General features: G+C 43.4%; 20 protein-coding genes. 6 read left to right on the top strand and 14 right to left on the bottom strand.

Going from position 1 to position 23,576, the window contains the following annotated elements; genetic code table 11:
• Positions 1–3: 3 nt before the first annotated feature.
• The 3 genes from NST38_RS15810 to NST38_RS15805 are packed head-to-tail and all read right to left on the bottom strand — an operon-like array spanning position 4 to position 2,071.
• Positions 4–363, bottom strand: coding sequence for a HesB/IscA family protein (locus tag NST38_RS15810; protein ID WP_017688344.1), 360 nt, complete (start codon positions 361–363; stop codon positions 4–6).
• Complete coding sequence (locus tag NST38_RS31655) at positions 353–700, bottom strand: winged helix-turn-helix transcriptional regulator (protein WP_370511441.1); 348 nt, start codon at positions 698–700, stop codon at positions 353–355. The genes NST38_RS15810 and NST38_RS31655 overlap by 11 nt, the downstream gene beginning before the upstream one ends.
• A gap of 12 nt (positions 701–712) precedes the next feature.
• A complete protein-coding gene (locus NST38_RS15805) occupies positions 713–2,071 on the bottom strand; it encodes an MFS transporter (RefSeq protein ID WP_076253134.1) in 1,359 nt (452 codons plus the stop codon).
• Positions 2,072–2,237: 166 nt separating this feature from the next.
• Here NST38_RS15805 and NST38_RS15800 point away from each other — a divergent pair, with 166 nt between their 5' ends.
• Together NST38_RS15800 and NST38_RS15795 are read left to right on the top strand one after the other, a co-directional pair.
• Positions 2,238–2,897, top strand: coding sequence for a helix-turn-helix transcriptional regulator (locus NST38_RS15800; RefSeq protein WP_036671328.1), 660 nt, complete (start codon positions 2,238–2,240; stop codon positions 2,895–2,897).
• A gap of 121 nt (positions 2,898–3,018) precedes the next feature.
• Entirely contained in the window at positions 3,019–3,420 is a 402-nt protein-coding gene (locus NST38_RS15795) for a VOC family protein (protein WP_076253133.1), read from the top strand.
• A 29-nt stretch (positions 3,421–3,449) separates the two neighbouring features.
• Here NST38_RS15795 and NST38_RS15790 read toward each other — a convergent pair whose 3' ends face one another.
• Together NST38_RS15790 and NST38_RS15785 are read right to left on the bottom strand one after the other, a co-directional pair.
• Positions 3,450–4,628, bottom strand: a complete 1,179-nt coding sequence (locus NST38_RS15790; protein WP_076253132.1) for an MFS transporter — start codon at positions 4,626–4,628, stop codon at positions 3,450–3,452.
• Complete coding sequence (locus tag NST38_RS15785) at positions 4,618–4,782, bottom strand: hypothetical protein (protein ID WP_156946122.1); 165 nt, start codon at positions 4,780–4,782, stop codon at positions 4,618–4,620. The genes NST38_RS15790 and NST38_RS15785 overlap by 11 nt, the downstream gene beginning before the upstream one ends.
• A gap of 157 nt (positions 4,783–4,939) precedes the next feature.
• Between NST38_RS15785 and NST38_RS15780 the strand changes: the two genes are divergently transcribed.
• Complete coding sequence (locus NST38_RS15780; RefSeq protein ID WP_076253131.1) at positions 4,940–5,827, top strand: LysR family transcriptional regulator; 888 nt, start codon at positions 4,940–4,942, stop codon at positions 5,825–5,827.
• 46 nt (positions 5,828–5,873) lie between these two features.
• Here NST38_RS15780 and NST38_RS15775 read toward each other — a convergent pair whose 3' ends face one another.
• Positions 5,874–6,557, bottom strand: a complete 684-nt coding sequence (locus tag NST38_RS15775) for a TetR/AcrR family transcriptional regulator C-terminal domain-containing protein (protein ID WP_076253130.1) — start codon at positions 6,555–6,557, stop codon at positions 5,874–5,876.
• 136 nt (positions 6,558–6,693) lie between these two features.
• Here NST38_RS15775 and NST38_RS15770 point away from each other — a divergent pair, with 136 nt between their 5' ends.
• The gene (locus NST38_RS15770) at positions 6,694–8,046 is read left to right on the top strand and encodes an MATE family efflux transporter (RefSeq protein WP_076253129.1); all 1,353 of its coding nucleotides are present in this window, start codon (positions 6,694–6,696) and stop codon (positions 8,044–8,046) included.
• A 117-nt stretch (positions 8,047–8,163) separates the two neighbouring features.
• On the opposite strand, the gene NST38_RS15765 is transcribed toward NST38_RS15770, so the two are convergent.
• The 8 genes from NST38_RS15765 to NST38_RS15730 all read right to left on the bottom strand — a co-directional run bounded on the left by NST38_RS15765 (position 8,164) and on the right by NST38_RS15730 (position 20,046).
• Positions 8,164–9,180, bottom strand: coding sequence for an alpha/beta hydrolase family protein (locus NST38_RS15765; protein WP_076253128.1), 1,017 nt, complete (start codon positions 9,178–9,180; stop codon positions 8,164–8,166).
• Positions 9,173–9,817: a GNAT family N-acetyltransferase gene (locus NST38_RS15760; RefSeq protein ID WP_076253127.1), complete on the bottom strand. Its 645-nt coding sequence runs from the start codon at positions 9,815–9,817 to the stop codon at positions 9,173–9,175. The genes NST38_RS15765 and NST38_RS15760 overlap by 8 nt, the downstream gene beginning before the upstream one ends.
• Positions 9,818–9,829: 12 nt before the next feature.
• On the bottom strand, positions 9,830–10,594 hold the full coding sequence (locus NST38_RS15755) for a MerR family transcriptional regulator (RefSeq protein WP_076253126.1): 765 nt from the start codon (positions 10,592–10,594) through the stop codon (positions 9,830–9,832).
• A 141-nt stretch (positions 10,595–10,735) separates the two neighbouring features.
• Positions 10,736–11,713 carry an alpha/beta hydrolase gene (locus NST38_RS15750; protein ID WP_101313828.1) on the bottom strand — a complete coding sequence of 326 codons (978 nt, stop codon included), beginning with the start codon at positions 11,711–11,713 and terminating at the stop codon, positions 10,736–10,738.
• Between the two features lie 164 nt (positions 11,714–11,877).
• Positions 11,878–13,176, bottom strand: a complete 1,299-nt coding sequence (locus NST38_RS15745) for an NCS2 family permease (RefSeq protein WP_017688352.1) — start codon at positions 13,174–13,176, stop codon at positions 11,878–11,880.
• Between the two features lie 524 nt (positions 13,177–13,700).
• Entirely contained in the window at positions 13,701–18,158 is a 4,458-nt protein-coding gene (locus tag NST38_RS15740; protein ID WP_076253124.1) for a carbohydrate binding domain-containing protein, read from the bottom strand.
• Positions 18,159–18,201: 43 nt separating this feature from the next.
• A complete protein-coding gene (locus tag NST38_RS15735; RefSeq protein WP_017688354.1) occupies positions 18,202–19,080 on the bottom strand; it encodes a carbohydrate ABC transporter permease in 879 nt (292 codons plus the stop codon).
• 15 nt (positions 19,081–19,095) lie between these two features.
• On the bottom strand, positions 19,096–20,046 hold the full coding sequence (locus NST38_RS15730) for an ABC transporter permease (RefSeq protein ID WP_017688355.1): 951 nt from the start codon (positions 20,044–20,046) through the stop codon (positions 19,096–19,098).
• Positions 20,047–20,192: 146 nt separating this feature from the next.
• Here NST38_RS15730 and NST38_RS15725 point away from each other — a divergent pair, with 146 nt between their 5' ends.
• Both NST38_RS15725 and NST38_RS15720 read left to right on the top strand, forming a co-directional pair.
• Positions 20,193–21,902: a sensor histidine kinase gene (locus NST38_RS15725; protein WP_083684762.1), complete on the top strand. Its 1,710-nt coding sequence runs from the start codon at positions 20,193–20,195 to the stop codon at positions 21,900–21,902.
• A gap of 11 nt (positions 21,903–21,913) precedes the next feature.
• A complete protein-coding gene (locus tag NST38_RS15720) occupies positions 21,914–23,554 on the top strand; it encodes a response regulator (RefSeq protein WP_036615627.1) in 1,641 nt (546 codons plus the stop codon).
• Positions 23,555–23,576 lie beyond the last annotated feature (22 nt).

Genomic DNA, 23,576 nt, shown 5'->3' with positions numbered 1-23,576 from the left:
TCATTAATCACATTTTTTCACTTCGCCACGATAATTGGCCATTCTGAAACTGGCTCCGCATCCACACGAAACTTTGGCATTTGGATTATTCATGGTGAATCCACCTAACATTCCGCTCTCTTCATAGTCAATCTCAAGACCATCAATATATGGAATACTGTTTGCGTGAACCAATATTTTAAATTGCTTTTTATTTAACACAATGTCTTCTTCTGCCTGCTGTTCATCCACGATAAGAGTATAAGACAAACCACTGCATCCCCCTTCATCAACGCCTACTCTAAGAAAGGCATTTTGGATATCCGCACTTGATAAGATCTCAACGATTTTGTCCGATGCTGTATCACTGACCTCAATGATCATCTTTATTCCTCCCGGTGGTATCATTTTGAAATTTGGTATCCCAGTCCATTAGACAGGGTATGAATGCTGCAAGAGCAGCTCCTTTTGGCGTAAGTTCATAAATAATTTGTGTAGGGCGTGTCCGTATTGTTCTTTTGACCAAATGATCATGTTGAAGACCCTTTAAACGTCTGGAGAGGATCATTTCGGAAATGGAAGGAATGTTATCGAATATTTCACCGAATCTCTTCGGGCCTTGAGACAGAGCACATAAAATATGGATCGTCCATTTCGTTCCGATGATGCGATAAGCTGTAAATAGTTTATTCGGATCCTCAGTGAGCAATGGTCTGTACACCCACTTTCTTATTCATCTGCGTGGTGAGATCCGAGTACTGGCAATGATACTCGTGACGATCAACAAGAGATGGAAACCCATGGCTACAATTAAGCCGGATTGAAGTGACATACCGCCAGCCTGACACACGACAAGTATGGAACCACCAATGCCAATCACTACACCAGGTGTAAAAGAATCTGCAAATTGCAGATTTGCCGAGGTTTGGCCCACGCCTTCTTCCCCCGTTTGGGAGAATGCGACAACACCACTAATCGGATGCGCCAATCCAATACCAACTCCTGCAATGATCTGCCCAATAACTGCGATGGTAACGGTCACAACAGGTACCCAAAATACGATGGCAATCCCTATGGCAAGTAACAATACGCCAAGAATAATTCTCATATGACGTCCACTGCCCTGATCTGCCGCATCCCACCGTCCTTGCAGATACGCAATGATACACCAACTTAATGCAGCACTCGCCACAATTAATCCGGCCTGAGAAGGTGTAATTCCTTTCACATCGATTAGAGCCAATACCAGGAAATTCTGTGTACTAGTATAGGCAGCGAAGAACAATCCACGTGTTGCCAAAATAGCTGGCATTCCTCTGCGCAACGTAAGTGTTCCCTTCGGTAGCAATTTACGCAGAGGAAATATCATCAATACTAGGCCAATCACGACTAAAACAAATCCCATAATGCTCGGAAGCCTACTTAGACCAACCAGGAAAATCCCTGTACCTAACGTTAAGAGTAACGCCATCCAAGTGGATGAAGATCCGCTATCCCCTCCTGTCTTCTGCACTTTCAATTTCCTAAAGGCAGGTAAACTAAGCAATGCTGAAACCACCAGCACAGGTAAGATCCCCCAGAAAACAAAGCGCCAGGACCACTGATCTGCGATAACTCCTGCTACATATGGACCGAGCATGGACGGAAGAACATAGGCAGTACCAAATGCTCCAAGAATTTTGGCACGCAACTCATCCGGGTAACTTAACGATATAGCTGTATACACACAAGTCATCATAGCTCCGGCACCCAAACCCTGTAGAGCCCGTGATCCTATCATGGTATACATGTCGCCTGCGGTTGCGGCAGCGATCAGCCCTACGATAAATAACAGAAGTGCAAAAGTGAACGGTGCTGCAGGTCCTCTTTTATCAATGATTCGACCGACGACCAGCGTTCCGATAATCTGCGCAAGCAGATAGGTACTGAATATCCATCCGAACAGGCTAAGGCCGTTCAAGTCTCCAGCAATCGAAGGAGCAATGGTGGTGACGGATAGACCTTCGAATCCAACGGCCATCACTGATAAAATAATCCCTATGGTTAGTGCAAAATAACGCGGACTGAAAATACTTTGATGATTAGACGACATGAAATGTGACCTCCAAGAAAATTGGTATGTATACATCGTATCCGGATACTTAGTAAACATTTTTGTTTATAATGTCTAAGCTACAGTCCGGCTTTGACTTTGTCAACATTTTTGTTTAAAATGTAGTTAGTCATGTAGACTCAGTTGCGTCACAAGGAGGTGCACCATGAGCGGAAATCAAACTAAAAAGGATGTCTCGACCAGTACCCGGAGAGCAATTATTAATCTGTTAAAAGAGCGCGGGGGAATGGATGTTGTCACTCTCTCCTCTCAGTTTTCGTTATCCGGAATGGCTATTCGTCAACATCTGAATGCGCTAAAAGGAGAAGGATTGGTCACCACTGTGGAAGAGGCCCGTCCCATGGGTCGTCCCACCAAGTTATGGATATTAACTCCCGCGGCTAATCGTTTTTTTCCAAGTGGATATTCGGATCTATCCGTCAGCCTCATCAATTCAATGAAAGAGGCTTTTGGTACTGAAGGGCTGGACAAGCTGCTGGATGTTCGAAATAAAAATATGCAAGAACAATATCTTCAGCATCTTGGCGATTCATCAGGAGTTAGAGAGAGATTGGAGAAATTGGCCGAAATTCGTACGAATGAAGGTTATATGGCCGAGGTTAAGGAGCAGGATGATGGCAGTCTCCTATTCATTGAGAAGCATTGTCCGATCTGTGAAGCGGCCGCGGTATGTACCGGGTTATGCAAGAATGAGTTACATTTATTCAAAACAGTTCTAGGCGATAATGTTCATATTGAACGGGGAGAATACATTCTAGCCGGAGGAAGAAACTGCGTATACACCGTTAGGCATAATAAGCCATGACCAAAAGAGCAACCTCATTGGAGATTGCTCTTTTGGTTTGGTTTTTGAACTGATTATGTAATTTTGAATTGAGGTAGAGTATAGTAAGAGTGTCGAAAATATACTCTAGGAGGCTACTGCCATGTCACAAAAAATCTGGATGAACCTGCCGGTGAAAGATGTTGTGAAATCCACTACCTTTTTCAATGAGATTGGATTCCATGGGGAGAATGTTGGCAACGAGAGAGCCCAGCTTGTCATAGGCTCAACAACGATTCTACTGTTTCCGGAAGCAACCTTCGAGAAATTTACAGGTGCCAAAACCGCAGATACTTCCCATAGCGCAGAAGTGATATTTTCCATTGGTGCTGACAGCAGAGAAGAAGTTGATGCTTTTATTCAAAAAGTAGAGATTGCTGGAGGAACCATCTTTGGCAAGCCTGGTGAAATAGACGGCTGGATGTACGGCGCTGGATTTGCCGACCTGGACGGTCACCGCTGGAACCTGTTGTATATGGATGAGAGCAAAATGCCGAAACGGTGATGTATAACGCCTATCACTACGTCCGCCTCTTATCCTCCAATTTTGGAACCCTCGAATCGGCCAGTCATGGAGATTCTGAAGTAATTCGTTACGATACTAAAGATAAGGAACACGATTCCTCCAACTACAATATATTGTGTACTTATTCCAGTTACGATTAGTCCACATACACTAGCACCAAGTGTTGTTCCCAGGTTGGAAGAGGTTAGAAAGATCCCATTCGACAATTCGGGTGCCTCTGGTGCTGCCGCTACCACCCAATATTGAGTGATATTGCCCCCTATGCCTCCTATGATCCCCCAAATGAAAATAAGGAAGGCTGTTGGCACACTGAATTGTCCGAAGGTGAACAACAAGATGTATATCGTTATTAATGCAATGGGATACATCTTGATCGTTCTTAAAGGGAAATTAGCGAGCAGTTTCCCTGCTATCATGTTCCCAACCATATTGGCCAAGCCATATAGAAATAACAACACACTGACGGTGTTCCAGTCATAACTTGTCACGGTTTTCAGAAACTCGGCAAGGTAACTATAGACCCCAAATACAGCTCCGTTCATGAAAATCACGCCAGCAATGGATAGCCACATCACGGATCTTCTCAATACATACAGATGAGTACCCATAGAGATTCTTTTCGTAACTGGCATTGAGGGCACAAAAAGAAGTGTTGCTACAAATGCGACGATTGTTACGGCAGCAAAGAACAACATCGCATAGAACAACGATGTGCTGGTGGCAATCAAGCTCGAAAGGGGTACTCCAAGTACCATGCCTGCCGACACGCCTACAAATACTTTAGCGACTGCCTTGGGCGCTTCTTCCTTGGGGACTGACGCCGCTGCGACCGTAAATGCCAATGAGCAATAGACAGGATGGAAAAAAGCCGGAACGACACGTGCAATGACCAATACCGTAAAGTTTGATGTGATGGCGGAGACCAGGCTGCCCACAATAAAAATGCCAAGTACAAATAACATGACATGCTTGCGGTTCATGCCCGAAAATAATAAGGGCAAAATGGGGCCAGATACAGCAACCGCAAGCGCAAAAAGACTCACAATCAAACCAGCGGTTGAGATACTGACCTCGTAATGTTCTGCAATCAAAGGCAAGATTCCGATTACGCCCATCTCCGTATTTAAAATACTGAATACCCCAAAGGTCAGAATGAATACAAGCAGGTGATTTCGTTTAGTTGTCATATGCCATGGATTTAGAGAGATCCCGGTAAGCATTGATCTCTGTCTGAAGGTTGGCAATTTTCTGCTCTGCATCAGCAGTTAAAGCAGCCTTAGCAATAGTTGTGCCCATACCTCGACCAGCGCCATTGATAAACCATACTTTTGTCTTATCCATATCATTCATTCCTTTCAATTTCTTCTCCAGTTGCCTTGCTTTTTAGTTTAGCGTTTATACACCACATAGCAAATACTCATATCTTATAACAAGTTATGCTTGAAAGGCATTTCTGTAAGGTTTATTGTAGAATATAAGGGATAAAGGAGGAGTTACGATGGAGATTAGAGTATTGCGTTATTTTCTTACGGTCGCCAGAGAAGGAAGCATTACACGCGCTGCTGATTTCTTGCATGTTACGCAGCCCACCTTGTCCAGACAATTGAAAGACCTTGAACAAGAGTTGGGAAAGAAATTATTTATTCGCAGTAGTTACAGTATTATTCTCACAGATGAAGGTATGCTTTTAAGGAATAGAGCTGAAGAAATTGTAGGTATGGTTGATAAATTAGAGGCAGAATTTGAATCCATGGAAGAAACCATAAGTGGAGATATTTATATTGGCGGTGGAGAAACGGAAGCCATGAAACAGATTGCAAGAGTGGCAAAAGAAGTTCAGAATAAATATCCCGATATACGCTATCACCTATACAGCGGTAACGAAGATGATGTAACTGAGCGGCTTGACAAGGGACTCCTTGACTTCGGTATTCTAATCCAGCCAGCGGATGTCTCCAAATATAACTATATCAATTTCTCGGACAAAGATGTTTGGGGAGTGGTGATGAGAAAAGAAAGTCCGCTCGCCTCCAAAGATACGATTCGATCTACAGACTTATTACATGTTCCACTGATCTGTTCACGACAGTCGATGAAGCAAACATTTTCGAAAAATGAGTTTGCGGATTGGTTTGGTGAAGATTTTGACAAATTAAACGTCGTAACTACATACAATCTTGCATATAATGCTGCCATTATGGTTGAAGAAGGCATTGGTTATGCATTAACACTTGATAAAATAGTGAATACGTCCAGTGAAAGCGATCTTTGTTTCAGACCTCTAGAGCCAAGACTTGAATCTGGGTTAAATATCGTTTGGAAAAAACATCAGGTCTTTTCGACTGCTGCGGATTTGTTTTTAAAAGACATTCAGGCTAAATTTTAGACTGATAAAGGGATTAACGTGAGTATAAGAAGAAACCCACCGGAGTTTAATTCTCGGTGGGTTTCTTTATGACTTGTTCAATCCCGAGTAAAATAAGCTTCAAGCCGAACTCGAAAGCTCCGTCGGTTCCCATCACCTCAAACAGACCGTTCTTATACATCCTGCTGAAAAGTCCAGCTTCCTTCTCACTCATAGAATCCAGAAGTTGGATCATCTCTTCACCCTGAAGTGCTTCCTGATCCTTAAGAACAGCAGATATATTGCGCTGATGCTGATAATCATCCAGGACGAAGTAGAATACATAGTTCACAAGCGTGAGAACGGCCTGTAATTTCTGTTCTTGCTCTAGTGGCGTTGATTCCATACAGAGCAACATGCGGTTGGTGAAGCGGATCATGTCCGGTTCATGGGGCAGCGTCATCATCATGAGCTGTGTGGAGCACGGGTATCTGCTGAGCACACTCCGTACCGTCACCGCAAGCCCCTCCATCTGCTCCTTCCAGTCCCCTTCAGTATGAAACTCGTCCAGAATAATTTTCGATATCTGGTTGGCCAGACGCTGGTAGAGCGTCTGCTTGCTCTTGAAGTACCAGTATAGAGATGGAGCCTGAATCCCCAACTTGTCTGCCAAGCGTCTCATGCTGAATTTCTCGATGCCCTCTTCTCCAAGAAGTTCCCACGAAGTTTCCAAAATCTTATCTTCCGAAATCTGAGGCTGTTGTTTTTTCATCGGTATCCGCCCTTTTATCTAACAGTGTAAGTTTATGCTTTACAGGTTCATAAGTTCATGATAACATCTAACACTGTAAGGTTCAATCTAACGCTGTTAGATTAGATCAATATTAACGAAGAAAGTAGTGACCCACATGGATGCAGAAAACCTCCATTACTTTGAAAAAGCACCAATCGCCAAAGCCGTAGCTCACTTTGCTGTCCCAATGATGCTAGGCACGTCAATGAGTGTTATTTACTCCATCTTGAATGCCTATTTCCTTGGCACACTTGGTAATACGGCAATGTTAACCGCACTCGCATTAACTTTACCTTTATTCGCGGTCATCATGGCCCTTGGTAATTTAATTGGTATAGGCAGCGGTACATTCATCTCCCGTTTGCTGGGAGAGAAAAAAGTAGATGATCTGAAGCATGTATCTTCATTTGCCTTTTACAGCAGTTTAGTTCTCGGAATTATTGTGATGGCCGTTGGGCTCCCGCTGATTGAACCAATCGTTCATGGGCTGGGGGCAACGCCAGAGTCCTTCGGATTTACAAAAGAGTATGTCACGATTATGCTTATAGGTTCACCCTTCGTCATCTTATTCTTCACCCTGGAGAATATCGTGCGCTCAGAAGGTTCAGCAATGACTTCTATGACCGGTATGATTCTCAGTGTTGTTATAAATATTATCCTCGATGCACTATTCATTTTTGTCTTCCATTGGGGCGTGATTGGCGTTGCATCTGCTACCGTCATCTCCAACTTGGTTGCGAGTGCATTTTACGCATTCCATATGAGTTATAAGAGTCAATTCTTAACCGTCTCCCTGAAATGGTTCAAGGTGACGAAGGACATCCTGAGTAATGTGTTCAAAATCGGTGTTCCCGTCTTTGTTATGAGTGTCTTCTTGGGTGCAATGTCGCTTATTCTTAACCTTTTTCTTGTCGAATATGGGGATCAGGCCGTTGCTGGGTATGGAATCTCATCACGTTTATTACAATTTCCTGAGTTTATTCTGATGGGTTTGTGCGAGGGAGTTGTGCCGTTGATTGCCTTCTCATTCACAGCGAACAAATTACGCATGAAACAAACGATTGGATTCACGATAAAATCTATTTTGGGTTTAGCCATCCTGTTTGGGGTTGTCGTCTATCTGATTTCCGACCACTTGATTGGTTTATTTACGACTGACCCGCAATTAATTGAAATGGGTAGCTACATTCTTCATGTAACCTTTTTATCCTTGTTCATTACAGGAATGACTTCTTTGTTTATGGGGATCTTCCAAGCAACAGCCCAAGGAACCGCCGCGTTTGTTATGTCCATCATTCAAGGAATTACACTAATTCCTGTATTGTATATTGCTAATCAAATGAACGGCTTTCATGGAGTGATCTGGTCGCTCGTTATTGCGGATGCCGTGGCGTTCCTAGTTGGGGCCATCATGTTATATGTTTTGCGGACCAAATTGCAGCCGGATCTGGAACATTTAGCACAGTAGATAACATATAACACGCAAGAAGGCAGGATAAGGGCGCTCCCGCTCCCTGACCCTGCTCTTTCATTTCCAAATGACAATTATTTATCTAACGATACTAGGAAACTATAACTGTAACTGTTATAAGGAGAGCTTGGTCAACATATGTTCTATTTCATCCATATACCCTTCCACTGTAATGCTTCTCGGAGCAAACAGAAATAATAGTGATTGTTTCCATTCCGAGCCTGCAATAGAGGTTGGTAACATCGAATGTTCTGTATTAGAGAAGATTTTCACATGAAGCAAGGAAGATGGCTGAATTCCTTTACGGTATGCTTGCTCTGTATCAACAATGTCCACATTCACATCATCTTCTCCAAGCAGAAGTAGTACAGGGGTTTTGAAATGATGCAAATCCGCCGTGGCATCTGAAGCAAAATTTTTCTTTATGAAGTTCCAGCGTTCTTTGGAAATCAGATCATCCTCTCGAGCAATCTTGGTGTACTCTTCATATGTGCCTTGTTTCTTTAAAATCTCTTTAATCTGGTTTTCATAATCGACCTGATTTTGAATCTCCTCCGTGGAATAACTATCTTTCGCCATTTGGCCGCGTGTGTTGTATTCTCCCTGTTCCAACCAGTTTATCGCTGGTGATACCAAAATACTGAAGGCAAGATGTTCTTTCCCAGCAAGCTTAGGAATCACCCAGCCTGCTTGGCTGGCACCCCATACGCCTATTTTGGAATCATCAATGATGGATTGTTCTTTCGCCCATGCAATTGCTTGTTGTGCCTCCACAACACGATCATCCATGCTTTGATCTAGCCAGTTTCCCTCTGAACCCCCGATTCCCCGTTTATCTAGCGACAAGGATGCATACCCGATCGATGCCAGTCGCTCCCATAACGGTTTGTATCCCTCACCATGAGTAGAGTCTATCGGACCGTCACCGTGAATAAACAGTACTAGACCTAGCTTGTCTGAATGGTTTCTGGGTAACGTGAGCGTACCTGTTAACTTACCCTGTGGAGATTGAATTTCAATGGTTTGTTCCTCCATGTCAAAATCACTTTGATCGACTATGTACAGTCCTGCACCAACCATCAGTAAGATTGCCACAATAACTGAGATGTATCGTTTTTTCCAATTAAACATAACTATCTCCTTTGTAAATCATATAATACCATTGGTTTTCGCCTAAGAGCAGGCCGGTCAGAAAGCTGTTTGTGCTATACTGCTTGCGAAATTGATAGCGTTCATATAACTGTATCGCTTGATGATTCTGACTTGCCACATGCAAGCTAAGAGATGATATTGATTTGGATTGCAACATATATTTCTGTGCCCATTGAAGCAACTGCGTACCAATTCCCTTGCCTTGGTGCTGTGGATGTACAACCAGATCTTCCACATAACATTCACCTAATGTAGGAGTATGCTTCAGCAGATGTAAACCAGTTATTAACTGAAGCAGTTTCCACATGCCAACCCTATTGCACTGGCCCCACCAATGAGGATTGGCACGAACGCTTGTTATTGCTGCTCTGTTATCTGCTTCCTTCCATTTCAAGCACATGGTGCCAACAATTTCCTCATTTTCACGAGCAATGACTCGAAGAGTACTTTGTTCCATGGGCGGATGATTGAGCAACTGTTCAAATGCGTAAGCCAGATCAGTTATGGACAATGAAGTGATCTTTTGAAATTTGTGTCCAAAACCATAAGCCATGAGTTCAGCAACAGCTTGATGAAACTGGGGACAAACGGGTTCTATCTGAATGGAAGTTGTCACTGTGTGCCTCCCCTACTCGATCATTTGTAACAATAGCTCATAATGAAGCTTTTCTGGTGTGAATAAAGATAAATAAGATTTTTCTACCATAATAAGTGGACCGTGATACGGATAGCCCTGGTGTTCTGCATAAGCATAAAATTCGTTGATATGTTCTTTGAGTTCAGCTTCAATTTGTACATATACATGACGAGAAAGGTATTTTCCTCTAGGCAAAACTAAATCGTTTGCTCCCTCCTTTTGTGTATAAATTCCTACGGTGTCCGTCTCGTCGTACGCATAATGGATGTCGGCTTCAAATAAATTGGGAATGTTTCCTTTATGTTGGGTCAGTTGCCTTGCTTGCAAGTACCCTTGCGCTTCCATATGGAACCACAGTGATAAGTGAATCTCCTCACGAGTAACAATATAATAAGTCACTTGATCCTCAAGCGGAATATGCTCTTGCTCATGCAACAACTTGCTGATAAGGTGCTTTGTTTGCTGAAGCTGAGTGATGGCTTCTTCCGTGTCTGCCAACGCTTGGCGAAATAATGATGTGATTTGAACGGTTGTCAGATTACTCAAACATTCCTTGATCATTTGAACAGACAGTCCCATTTTGCGAAGCAACAAAATATGAGATAGACGGTAAATTTCATCTACCCCATACATCCTGTATTGGTTTTCTGCTATATAAGCAGGGTGTAACACCCCTTTTTCTTCGAAGTATCGAATTTGATGTACAGAGACTTTCATCAGCTTTGCCAGCTCACTAATCGTAATTTCATCACTCAACCAATTCACCACCTTTGCTGTTTTTCATATTACAAGCATAAACCTTAGGTCTGACCTAAGGTCAAGTTTTATTTTAGCCTCTCCTGATAACAAAAAAACCACGGCACCAGATTCGGTACCGCAGTTTATTAATCAATCATCCTATTGGATTTGTTTCATGTAAGATTTGAATTCCTCAGCAATTTCTTTGTATTTGGTATGATGCAGGTAATGTGAACCTTCCATTGGGATCATCTTACCCTGTGCGGATTGTTTGGCTTGTTCTTCATGTAGCGGAATCCACTGCGGGTTTTTCTCGTTATTGGATTGAACAAAGAGAAGCACTGGCAGATCACTAGGATACGTGAGTTTTTCTCCATTTTTGAAATTGGAACCCAGATGTTTAAGCTCATTTACTAATGTCGGATTTGTCGAGACTTGATTCGAAATCAACTTCATCTGTTCTTTGGTATGTTCATCATAGTCAAGTGATGCATATGAATCACCACTCACTTTATTGAGTACTCTCATTAAGCCTGATTTTTGAAAGAATTTCATTAAGTTCAAAGGTAATTTAACATCCATGCCAGGTTGATTCGGAACACTGCTATCGATCCCGACAAAAGCAGAGACTTCATCCGGATACGTGTTCACATAAGTCGCCGCGTACAGTCCCGTGATGGAATGCCCCATCAGAATATAACGATCTATACCGAGCTGCTGTACAGCTTCATGAATTTCACTAACAATATTCTCGGTGGTTCTCTCCTTTTCGGTTTGGTCGCTTAACCCATAACCGAAAGGCTCAATCGCCACAACTTTGTAATCAGAAGTTAATTCATCGATTAACAATTTGAAATCAAGTACTGGTGACGGTGTTCCTTGTCCGGGAAGTAGCACGATGGTTTGTTCGCCGCTACCTTGAATGGATACATTCATATTCTTCCCATCAATATTGACATATTGGCCGTACGATTCGATTTTCTTTTTCTCGGCCCCATTACTTATCGTATGAACGACAAACGTGATGCCCATGAACAGCACCAGCGCGCCGACAATACCACCTATTATTTTCAACCATAAGTACCGTTTTTTACGGCCCTTAGTCCCCGTTGTTGTTACATCCACTGCTTCTGCCATTTCCATCTTCTCCTGTCGTTTATATCTGTAGAGCCGCTCTTGCGACATAGGTATAGTGTAACCATGAAAGATGTCCCCTTCGTGACGGGAATATGAACGGAGTATGAACTACAAAAAAAAGAGAGCTGCTTGTTGAGAGCAGTTCTCCATAGGATAAGACAGTTTTAGTGGTCCAGGAACACAAGCTGAATGAAGAACAATACCGCAAAAATGTAGAAGATTGGATGAACATCTTTACCTTTTCCACGAAGCAGCTTGAGTACCGGATAAAAGATGAAACCTACGCCGATGCCTGTTGCAATACTATGCGTCAATGGAGTAAGAATGATAATCAGGAAGGCAGGAAATGCTTCTTCGAGATCATCCCATTTGATTTTGCTGATAACGTTAATCATAAAGTATCCAACAATGATCAGTGCCGGAGAAGTAATCGCCGGAATGCTTGATATTACACTTACGATCGGTGTGAAGAACAAGGTCAGCGCAAGCAGTACACTTACCGTTACCGCTGTCAGTCCCGTTCTTCCTCCTGCAGCTACCCCTGTGCTGGATTCGATGTAAGCCGATGTTGGACTTGTTCCGAGCAAAGCACCTGAGGTTGTTCCTACGGCATCTGCCAATAATGCGCCACGCGAGCGTGGGAATTTACCATCCTTAAGCAATCCTGCTTGTTCAGCAACGCCGAGCATCGTGCCTGTCGTATCAAACAGCGTGATCAACAAGAAGGTAAATATGATTGTATATAAGCCATTCGAGAATACCCCTGCCAGATCCAGTTGCAAAGCCGTTGACGCGAGGCCTTGCGGCATGGATACAATCGATTCCGGCATTTGGAATAGTCCCATAATCCAGGCAAGTATCGCTGTTACCACCATTCCGATGAACAGGTAACCTTTCACATTATAAGCCATCAGCACAACGGTAATAATCAATCCGATAATGGTCAGATAAGCCATCGGCTCAGCCAAGTTTCCGATCGTAATCAAATTCGATTCTGAATCGGCAATAATCCCGGCATTTTGCAAACCTACCGTTGTAATAAACAATCCGATCCCTGCGGTTATGGCATGTTTTAAGCTAGCAGGAATTGCATCTAGCAACATGTAACGGAATGAAGTCAGTGATAAAATAATAAACAAAATCCCTGCTATAAATACGGCTCCCAGTGCAACCTGCCAAGATACGCCATACCCGGCAACTACGCTATAGGCAAAGAATGCATTCAGCCCCATACCCGGCGCGATGACGATTGGATAATTGGACCATATTCCCATAATCAGAGTTCCCACAATACTTGCCAGTACCGTTGCTATGAATACTCCGTTAAAGTCCATGCCCGTGCTGCTGAGTATTCCTGGGTTTACGATAACTATGTATACCATTGTGAAAAATGTTGTAACCCCTGCGATAATTTCTGTGGGGATGGTCGTGCCTCGTTCTTTAAGTTTGAACCATTTGTCCATGGTAAAGCCAGCCTCCAACTTTCAAATTATACTCCAAAGCTAAAAACAAAAAATCCTAATCTTCATATAGGATTGTAATATTGTCGCTCCTATATTCATTGTTAGGATTTAAAGATTCAACAGCTAAGCTCTAAACTAAACATAAAGATACTCATATCTGTTTTCAACCTGAAGTCCATTTCGTATTCTAATTAAAATTACATGCAATGTCAATGAATTAACGATTTGTTCACAGTTATTTACGAACTATACAGACATCATCTCTTTTGTTCATTCGTTTTTAGGATAGAGTAAGTACGTATCGCTCAATGTCTGCGATATATGAAGAAAAGACTGCCAGCAATGTTCACTGACAGTCTCTTGCTTAATTCGTAGTAGGTTTCTCTTCATATTCGCTGGATAATTCTTTTAGCGATTTGATTTTGCCATGGGGATGATGTCATTCCTGAACAACTTTATTCTGCTTGTATAGGTAATAAGAGAATTAGGCAAGCATATAAGACAAATTATAGAGAATTCAGAAGTTAATTGGCAGGACCCAGATTAATCAAGCTGACCTCGGATAATGAGACGGTTGTGTTGCCATCTTGCTCACCATCAATGTTACCCAGATCAAATGAAATTCGAGTATTCGCATAGCTGTCTTCTGTTGCATCAAATGTAAACGTGAACTCCTGTTCTTCTGGGGTCAAATCAACTCGTGCCCCAAAGAACCCATGCCATTCATAGTTGGCAGCTGCATCGACCCATCCAATCCCCAAACCCAATTTCCTGGACTTCTCCGCTTTGGCTTTAAACGTTAATTTATATTTAAAACCTTGCTGTATGCCGAATCCTTCATTGATGACTTGACGATCCCATGGATGCTGTCCTGCATGACCAATCTTGGCTTGAAGCTGTTGATTGCTAACTTGCATCTCAAGGTCCGCTGCATTACCATCCGCGTGGGTAAACCAACCTTCTGCACCTTTGGAGAAGTCCCCATTGGGAATAAGGTTAACATGAGCTGGCTGACCTCCTTGATCTGCATTCGGATTAACTTCATATAATTGGACGTTATTGATGTGAATCGAGTGTTCACCTGTAGATAGCGGATATCCTAATCCAAATGCAAGCATAGCTGCCGAATCGGAGGTATCCCCCATAGTGAAGGTGTAAGTATACGACTTTTGATCTGCGGTTAATTCCACTTCTTCTTCAAAATACTTCACAAAATCGCCTGCATTCTGAGAAAGAACCGCTTGCATGGATTTAGGACTTGAAGCAGATGCCTCGAAGGTAAGTCGGTACGTTTTGTTTGCATCCAGTTTGATCTGACCTTGTTGCAATAAAGCATCCCACCAATGTTCACTTGTACCAGGCAATTTAACCATTAATCCTTCACCCTCGTCATGTGAGGCTGTCAGATCATTAGGAGTTAGCTCCCAATGATTCAGATCAGCTGTTAGCTCACTGTTCTGAATTTTGTTTTGTGAAATATCCACCCAACGTGTATTATAATCTGCTCCTTCAAAATTCACATAATAGGGTTTGCCTGCTGTCAAGTTGACCCCTGGAAAATACACCGTTTTATATGCTTGCCATCCACCCGTGTCTCCGAGACTCAGGTCTGATTGTGCAACGGTTGTACCTTGTTCATCCTGAATGCTGAACTGAACCTTGGAATCACTTTTTCCACTGGCCATTCGGGCAGACAGAACATATACTCCGTCGTGAGCTACATCGATTTTATATTGCAGCAGATCTCCCTGATCCATGTAACTGACATGTTTTCCTCCTTCTACGGAGTCCTCCAGTTGTAAGCCCTGCATCATCCAGGCTTCGGTTGCAGGAACATGTGCGTAGCCATTCACTGACAGAGGTTTGCCGCGTTTCGTCAGACGAACATTGTCCACATATACCTTACCTTTAGAACTGCCGAATAACAGTTTTAGCTCGGATTGTGCGATTGATGCTCCATCTCCAATGATGATTTCTCCGGTGTATGTTTTCATTTCTTGGTTCAAGGAGAGGTTTTGTCCTTGATGAACCTGTACCGTATGCCCATTACTGCTGACAACATCAATGTCGATACTTCGCGGTGTGTCTGCCTTGGCATCTAAGGAGAAACCATACGTTGTATTCGCTTCCAGTTTCAAATCGGGTTGGTTCACCGAAACTTGTTGTGGGTCATTATTCGTTTGAGTAACATCAACAACCAGCTGACGCTCCATAATTGGGAATTTCGAAAAGTTATTTACACTTATATTGGCTTCAGCATTCTCCTGGACGCTGGTGGTCCAGAAACCGAGGCGTTCCTTACCTTGATCAAATGTACCATTGTAAATGAAATTACCATCAGGCAGCGCGTTCCGTTCAACCGTTATTGGATCAGCCTCACCCACCTCAATCAGTCTGACATTGGCAAGCCAAACCGTTGTATCATCCAGCCCCAGATTAAATTCAAATCTGGCATTGTTATCCGTGCCATCCCGCATATTAAAGGTATAGTCATAGGATTGCCAATCTGTCGTGAGTGCAAAGGTGTTATCACCCGAATAATTGGTCCAACTTTTTTCGAATTGGTTCAGTTTGGACATGATCGTACGGTTAGCAGATGCTTTCGCATCAAATTGTATCTTGTACTTTTTGTTTTTCTTGATGTACATCGGCATCTGAGTGAGTTGAACCGAGTAGTTTTCAGTACCCGATGCATCAATGGTAACTTCTGCTGCTTTCCCTTTCTGCTCATCTGTTACAACTTTGACACTGCCAGCTCCATCAGCATTTGTGATGAATTTCCACTGCAGAGGCACTCCATTGTCTGCAGCCCCTTCCGCAAAACGTTCATTGTATATTTGATTGCCATCGGCTTGTGGGTCACGCTGTTGCACAGGCTCGATGGGATTTGTTGTTACATCAGGCCATGTGTCTAGATTTTTGTAAGAATATACTCGCACAAAATCAACATTCATCTTTTCGGAAGTGAAGTTGCTTTCAGGTGCCCCCGGCCAGTCTCCTCCAACTGCCAGATTCAGAATCAGATAGAATGGACGATCAAATGGTGCAGGGAACGTATAATACTCGGGTTGGCCGGCGGCCTTCGTTTGCCAGTTGGTCACTTCATGATGCAGCTTTCCATCCACATAGAAACGAATCATACCCGGCAACCATTCCACCTGGAAATCATGATAATCGTCAGCGAAAGTTTCTCCCTTCGGAAGAGTAAGGCTTCCCTGATCATGTCCATGGGAACCGTCAGGCTTCACACTGTCATAATGCAATGTGCTATATACCTTGTTATTACTCTCTTTGCCACCAATTAGCTCCATAATATCGATTTCTCCAGAGGCAGGCCATCCACCATAATGTGCTTCATCTGTTGGCATCATCCATATGGCAGGCCACATGCCTTTTTCGATCGGAAGCTTCGCACGTACAACTACTTTACCGTAGGTCCAGTCGCCTTTTCCCATGGAGATCAGTTTGCCAGAGCTGTAATCTTTACCGTTTTTCGGACCCTTTTTTGCTTCAATCTGCAACACGCTTCGATTCTGATCTTTCGTAATGCGAGTGTTGTCCGGGCTGTAATATTGCATTTCATTGTTATAAACGAGTCCTGTATCCTGCACGGTCCATTTGGAAGAATCAATCGAAGGTCCGTTAAACTCATCATTCCAGACCAGTTCCCATTGATCATGCGGAATCGTTGTTGCTGGAACCGGTTTTTCGCCCGCCGGATTGCTTGGTGTCGATGGTGTAGACGGTGATTGCCCGTCTGGAGAAGATGGTGTGGGTGTACTTGTCACATTTGTTGAACCACCAGGCTGCGATGAAGCAGGTGGTTGGGCTTCACCCACCATGGATGTGCGCAATCCTTGTTTTACTTTCTCTCCGTTGATCACAACATCATCGGCATCTACACTCAATTTTTGGATTGTACCTTTGGTATCCATTTGAGTCTGACTCGCTTCTGCATGAATATTCATGGAATCAATCAGGCTGTTTGAAGAGATCTCCAGAATGGATTTCTGCTTTACATGCATCTCCTGAATGTTGCTTTCTTCCGTAATGGCAATTCTGACGGGTTCCCCACGTTTGTCAACGACTACTCGCTTCAGCTTGGAGTTGTTAATGTTGATGGAATGACTGCCTCCGCCTTTAATGATGACACTTCCTGTAACAGTTACGCCCTGAAGAACAACAGATCCCTCGCCTATGCCTTCTGCCAGTAGCAGATTTCCATTGACAACCATATTTTTCAACGTGATATCCGTTGATTTAATAATCAAGTTGCCATCTACCCGGGACTCATATGCTCCAGGAGTGCTTTTTACATCTGCAATCATCGCTGACAGTAACTCTGCCGTCTCCGCTCGTGTAATCGAGGTTTTAGGATTTAATTTGCCTTGGAAACCTTTAAGAATATTTTCGTTCACCAGATAGGTAAGCGCTTTCTTTGCATAACCGGAAATATCATCTGCATCCTGAAATTTCAATTGTTCACTATCTTCATTTGTAACCGCTGAAAGTTGAAAAGCTCGATCTACCATAACCGCTGCATCTTGGCGTGTAATCGGTTGTTGTGGTGACAGATGTTCACGGTCTGTCCCTTCGATGATGCCAGAACCATTCGCTCGTACCATCACGTCATAGTACCAATCGTCTGAAGTCATATCCGCATATGAACCAGTCGCCGCATTACCGGTGAAACCAAAGGCCCGATCCAGAATCATGACGAATTCAGCTCGGCTAATGACCTGACTGGGCTTGAACGTACCGTCCGTATAACCTTTCAATAAATTCAAGTCTTGCAAACGTGTAACTGCAGATTGTGACCAATGCCCCGTCAGGTCTGTATAGGGAACAGAGAAGTGCAGGCTTTTTGCCTGCACATTTCCCACCTCCGCTTGACCCTGTACACTTTCTGCTCCAGCAGTTGCTGGATAAACGAGAGAAGCCATTAAACTCCATGCCACCATACATGCCAGTCCTTTTCTCATCCTTCTTCCTCCCTCAGCTCAGTTATCCTTGCATTTGCATAGCCTATTCCTTGACTGCTCCAATAACGATCCCCTTAACGAAGAATCGTTGTAAAAACGGGTATACCATCAGGATCGGAAGCGCGCCGATAAAGATCTGTGCTGCGCGTACGGTTCGCTGCGAGATATTCTCCAACATGGAAGGATCGACGTTGATTTTGCTGAGATCTTGCTGAACAATAATGGTCTGTAATAGAGAAGCAAGTGGATAATTTTTAATATCAGACATATAGATCATGCCGTCGAACCAGGAGTTCCACTGATACACCATCGTAAATAAGGACAAGGTTGCGATAGCTGGAAGTGAAAGCGGTACGTAGACCAGAATCAACGTTTTGATATGACCTGCTCCATCCAAATAAGCTGCTTCCTCAAGTTCTTTAGGCAGACCGCGGAAGAAGTTCATCATGAGAATAACGTTCCACACGGACAGTGCGCCAGGCAGAATAAGCGCCCAGATTGTATTCATCAAGCCAAGCTTCTGGATCAGAATGTAACTTGGAATCAAACCGCCGCTGAACAAAATGGTAAATACGAAAAACCACGTATATAAGGAGCGACCTTTAAAACTGATATCTTCCTTCGACAACGGAAATGCGGTTAAGAGCATGATGACCATACCAATGATCGTTGCAATTACAGTCCGTTTAAGTGATACGATCAAGGAGTTGATGAAGTTCGAATTCCCGAATGTTTTCACATATGCGTCCGTTGTGAACCCGATGGGCCAGAAGGTAACCAGGTTTGATGATGCTGGCGCCATACTGCTGAATGAAACAGCCAATATATGAATAATTGGTAAAATGCAGAGTATCGATAATATCCCAAGAAAAGTATAGTTAGCGATGCTGAATATGCGGTATCCTTTTGTTTTATAATACAAGCCCTTTTCTCCTCTCTAGAAAACTCGATAATTAGCTAGTTTGTAAGCCATTCTGTAAGATATAACAATCAAAATGGTAGCAACCACAGATTTGAACAACCCTACTGCTGTGGCAAAACTCATCTTCCCGTTCAGAATTCCGAGTCGATATACAAAGGTGTCAATGATGTCGCCTTTGTCATACACAAGTGGATTGTACAAGTTGAATACCTGATCAAAACCGGCGTTCAGGATATTGCCGATAGAGAGTGTCATCAGTACGATTGTAATCGGCATTAATGCCGGAATCGTAATGTGCAGCGTCTGTTTAAATCGGTTGGCCCCATCCACCTCGGCAGCCTCGTAGAGCGCAGGATTAATTCCTGAGAGAGAAGCCAGAAATACGATCGTACCAAAACCAAATTCTTTCCACACATCACTGAGGATCAGCGTTATCCGGAACCATGTACCGTCTCCCAGGAAGAAGATCGGTTCTCCTCCAAAGGCTACGACAAGCTGGTTGACCATGCCGCCCTGAGGAGACAGGATATCGAGCAGAATACCACCGAGAATAACCCATGATAGGAAATGCGGTAGATACACAAGCGTTTGACTTACTCTCTTGAATGCCGTCAAGCGTACTTCATTGAGCAAAATGGCAAACAGGAATGGAGCGAATAGTCCTGCGATGATTTTGAAAAATGCAATGACCAACGTATTCCAGATCACCTGACCTACGTCCGGATATAAAAATAAATATCGGAAATTGTCCCAACCCACCCATTTGGATTCAGAAAATCCCAAGTATGGTTTGAAATCCTGAAAAGCAATTACAATGCCGCCCATCGGTATGTACTGAAACACCAGTGCCAGCAATACAGCTGGAATGAGCATCATATGCAAGGTCCAGTTCCGTTGCATATTCCAGCGCTGTTTAACCCTGGTGGAGCGCCGTTTATGCGGCGTTTCTAACGTATGTTCCTTCACTCCTGCATCCCCCATGTTCTAAATTTTGTATTTTACAAGTCATCGTGAACTTGTATATTAAAATTATAGCAATGGAAATTTGTGATCTATATCCTAATATTGCAACAACGATATCAATATTTTAATAAGATTAAGGAGGTTGGACTTTGTTCACACGCTTGAATGTCTTTACCAAAATTACACTGTTGTTTGTGATGCTGCTTATTCTGGTGCTGTTTCTCTATACATACTCGAACCGGGAAAGCGTGCGTGTTATCGAACACGAGATTCAGAACAATACGATGAATCATCTCTCGACATTTGCTGATTCAGTAGAATCCAACATTTACCAACTGTCATTGTATGGGATGTCTATTGGGCAAGATTCGAGTATTCAGGAATATCAACGTCCCGACTACAAGGACATTCCCTATGAACGTGTGAAAGTTGGAAGTGCCATTCTGGAGAAAATGAATCTGTACAACGCAGCAAGCAAATGGCATTCGACCATCACACTATACTTCCCAAGGATGCAAAAAGTGATATCAACGGATTATTATGCTTACATTCCGTACAGGGATGATGAATTTAAGGAGCCTCTCTCGCAATCCTGGACCTATGCTGACAATCAGTTTATCTGGTACACTACCGATCCAACGACAGCGATGGCGAGACCTGGCAAAGCCAGATTGATTACCAAAATCAGTTTTCCAGTTCATCACTTAACTGCACTTCTTAATCAAAACAAGTTAAACAATAAGGGCGATCCATTCATGTTCCATCCCGACTATGGTTTAATCAGCAATAGCTCTGGAAAGGAAACCCTGAATGCCATCCTGCCCTCTCTGAAAGAAGCAACACTGCAAGCCAGCGGCGGATTCAGCACAACGTTGAACAAAACGGAATATTACGTCTCCTATATTCAATCCAAGAGCCTGGGCTGGTATTATGTTGACTATGTGCCGATGCAGCAGATTTTGAAACCGATTACGAGCAGCCGAAATCTTTTTTACGCTTCAATTGCCGTTCTGATCGTGATGAGCGTTGTTGTATTATATACACTCTACCGAAGTGTGCAGCTTCCACTCTTACAGTTGGTGAAAGGGACGAATCGCTTGTCAACCGGGGACTTTTCCGTTCGGCTGCATCATTCTGCACGCAATGAGTTCAGCCTGTTATTTGCACGTTTCAACATCATGGCTCAACGAATTCAAGAATTAATCGAGAATGTATATGAGGAGAAATTAAGAAGTCGGGAAGCCACGCTCAAACAGTTACAATCGCAGATTAATCCGCATTTTCTATATAACTGCCTGTTCTATATCAAGAACATGGCCCGAATGAAAAATGAAAAGGCCGTGGTAGCCATGGCACTGAATCTGGGGGAGTATTACCGATACATAACCAGGTCCGAAAAGGATCAAGCCACGCTTCGTGAAGAACTGACGATGGTCAAAAATTATTTGGAAATCCAGTCACTTCGTCTGGAACGAATGCATTTTACAATCGACGTGCCCCATGATATTTTAGATAAAACAGTTCCCAGACTAACCCTTCAGCCTATTATTGAGAACGCTATTATTCATGGTCTGGAGCCCAAATCGGTGGATGGTAAGATTAAAATCTATGCGGACTGCGAGGATGATGTGTACACGATTATCGTGGAGGACAGCGGGCTTGGTATGTCTGAGAAACAGCTTGATCATCTGAGGGATAATCTTCTTAAACCGCTGGATGAGAATATGGGATGTGGTACATGGAATGTCCATCAGCGTTTGTCTTTTCTGTACGGTGAAGGATCTGGACTATCCTATGAACAGTCTTCAATGGGTGGAATTAAAGTTAACATCACATGGCACGACAATACAGACAAGTAGGTGAACGACCCATGCTGCAAATATTACTAGTTGACGATGAACGTTCCGTCGTGGAAACGCTGGCAGAGACCATTCCGTGGGAAAGCTGCGGGATCGGTACAGTTCATGAAGCCTTATCCGGTGCAGTAGCGCTGGAAATTATGGACAACCACGATATTGACATTGTAATTACGGATATACGTATGCCCGAAATGTCAGGCATTGCACTAATTACAGCGATTCATGAAAAGTGGCCGCATGTGCAGACAATTCTTTTATCAGGTCACGCCGACTTTGAATATGCGAAACAGGCCATTGCACAGGAAAGCTTTGATTACTTGCTGAAACCTGTTAGTGATGAAGATCTCATCGAATCCGTGCAACGTCTTGTTCATCGAATTAAAGAAAAGTGGGAAACCGCAGCATCTCATCAAAGAGCCTTACACGCCTTTCAGGATCATCTGCCATTGCTTCAATCCACGATGCTGCATGAGTTGCTGACTGGAAAAGTCTATGATCAGAAGACGCTGGCAGACAAGCTTGATCTGCTGGAGCTTCCCTACTCCGTAGGAGAAGATCTCGGCATGCTGATTATTCGTATGGAGAAACATCTATCCGATATGGCACACGGCGACCTGGCTTTAATGGAATATGCGATATGTAATATCATAAGTGAAGTGATGCATAATCATTTTCATATCTGGCACACACGAGACGTGCATGATTACATTGTTGTTCTGGTAAGCATGAAACATTCCACAACGATGAGTTACAGCAGGAGTGAGACGCCTCAGACATTGCTTGAGCAGTATGCTGCCCAGATTCAAACCAATGTTCAGTTATACTTGAAAGGTGCTATCTCCATTTCGGTCTCCAGTTGGGGCAAGTTTCCCCATGAAATTGGAGAACTCTATGAGCGAACGGTTATGTCCATGCGTAAACGGATGGGTCAGGTGCAAGGTTTGTTTGTCACCGCTTCCGATGAAACGGATGCTAACCCTCTACATACGATCAGGTCGCTGTATCAGCCACCAACGTTGATTAGCCTGCTCGAAGCTGGTCGCTTTGAGGATGTGGAACAGAAAATCGAACACATTTTTGCGGAACTGCTGCATTCCAATGAACATCATGATATTGCCGAGTCAACCTTTGAGGTGTATTTTGCTATAGCGGGCGCGTTTGCGTACATCATTCATAAAAATGGCAAACAAATCTCTTCTTTGATTCCAGCAGAGTCCTATCGTTACTTTCAAGCTCCCAGCTATTCCACTGCGCAGCAGCTACAGGACTGGTCCGTCCGTACACTTCATTACATACGAGATGATGCTGAACAAGAGCTTAGAGACAATCACAGCACCATTGTGCGCAGCGTCAAAAGTTTTGTCGACCTTCATCTGGCTGGTGATGTATCACTGCCTGCAATTGCTGACCATGTGCATCTGCATCCAGTGTACTTGTCCAAGGTATACAAGGCGGAGACAGGTGAAGCACTTACTGCCTATGTGTACCGGTTAAGAATGGAGAAAGCAGCCTATCATTTGCGAACATCAACCGCCAAAGTGTTTGAGATTGCAGAACTTGTCGGTTACAACAATACCGCATATTTCATTCGAGTTTTCAAGAAATTTTATGATCTTACACCGCAGGAATATCGGGAAAATCTGCCGGTTTAAGAGAGTACACAGACCAGACTTG

The sequence above is a fragment of the Paenibacillus sp. FSL H8-0104 genome, assembly GCF_038050215.1.
GTDB lineage: Bacteria > Bacillota > Bacilli > Paenibacillales > Paenibacillaceae > Paenibacillus > Paenibacillus amylolyticus.
Note: the sequence above shows the minus strand (reverse complement) of the source record. Positions and strands in the feature narration are given on the sequence as shown.

Coding starts and splice junctions, on each gene's coding strand:
- NST38_RS15810 (WP_017688344.1), bottom strand. CDS start 363: ATGATCATTGAGGTCAGTGATACAGCATCGGACAAAATCGTTGAGATC.
- NST38_RS15720 (WP_036615627.1), top strand. CDS start 21,914: ATGCTGCAAATATTACTAGTTGACGATGAACGTTCCGTCGTGGAAACG.
- NST38_RS15785 (WP_156946122.1), bottom strand. CDS start 4,782: ATGGATAAGACAAAAGTATGGTTTATCAATGGCGCTGGTCGAGGTATG.
- NST38_RS15765 (WP_076253128.1), bottom strand. CDS start 9,180: ATGTTTAATTGGAAAAAACGATACATCTCAGTTATTGTGGCAATCTTA.
- NST38_RS15775 (WP_076253130.1), bottom strand. CDS start 6,557: ATGAAAAAACAACAGCCTCAGATTTCGGAAGATAAGATTTTGGAAACT.
- NST38_RS15770 (WP_076253129.1), top strand. CDS start 6,694: ATGGATGCAGAAAACCTCCATTACTTTGAAAAAGCACCAATCGCCAAA.
- NST38_RS15790 (WP_076253132.1), bottom strand. CDS start 4,628: ATGACAACTAAACGAAATCACCTGCTTGTATTCATTCTGACCTTTGGG.
- NST38_RS15800 (WP_036671328.1), top strand. CDS start 2,238: ATGAGCGGAAATCAAACTAAAAAGGATGTCTCGACCAGTACCCGGAGA.
- NST38_RS15740 (WP_076253124.1), bottom strand. CDS start 18,158: ATGAGAAAAGGACTGGCATGTATGGTGGCATGGAGTTTAATGGCTTCT.
- NST38_RS15780 (WP_076253131.1), top strand. CDS start 4,940: ATGGAGATTAGAGTATTGCGTTATTTTCTTACGGTCGCCAGAGAAGGA.
- NST38_RS15805 (WP_076253134.1), bottom strand. CDS start 2,071: ATGTCGTCTAATCATCAAAGTATTTTCAGTCCGCGTTATTTTGCACTA.
- NST38_RS15750 (WP_101313828.1), bottom strand. CDS start 11,713: ATGGCAGAAGCAGTGGATGTAACAACAACGGGGACTAAGGGCCGTAAA.
- NST38_RS15795 (WP_076253133.1), top strand. CDS start 3,019: ATGTCACAAAAAATCTGGATGAACCTGCCGGTGAAAGATGTTGTGAAA.
- NST38_RS15745 (WP_017688352.1), bottom strand. CDS start 13,176: ATGGACAAATGGTTCAAACTTAAAGAACGAGGCACGACCATCCCCACA.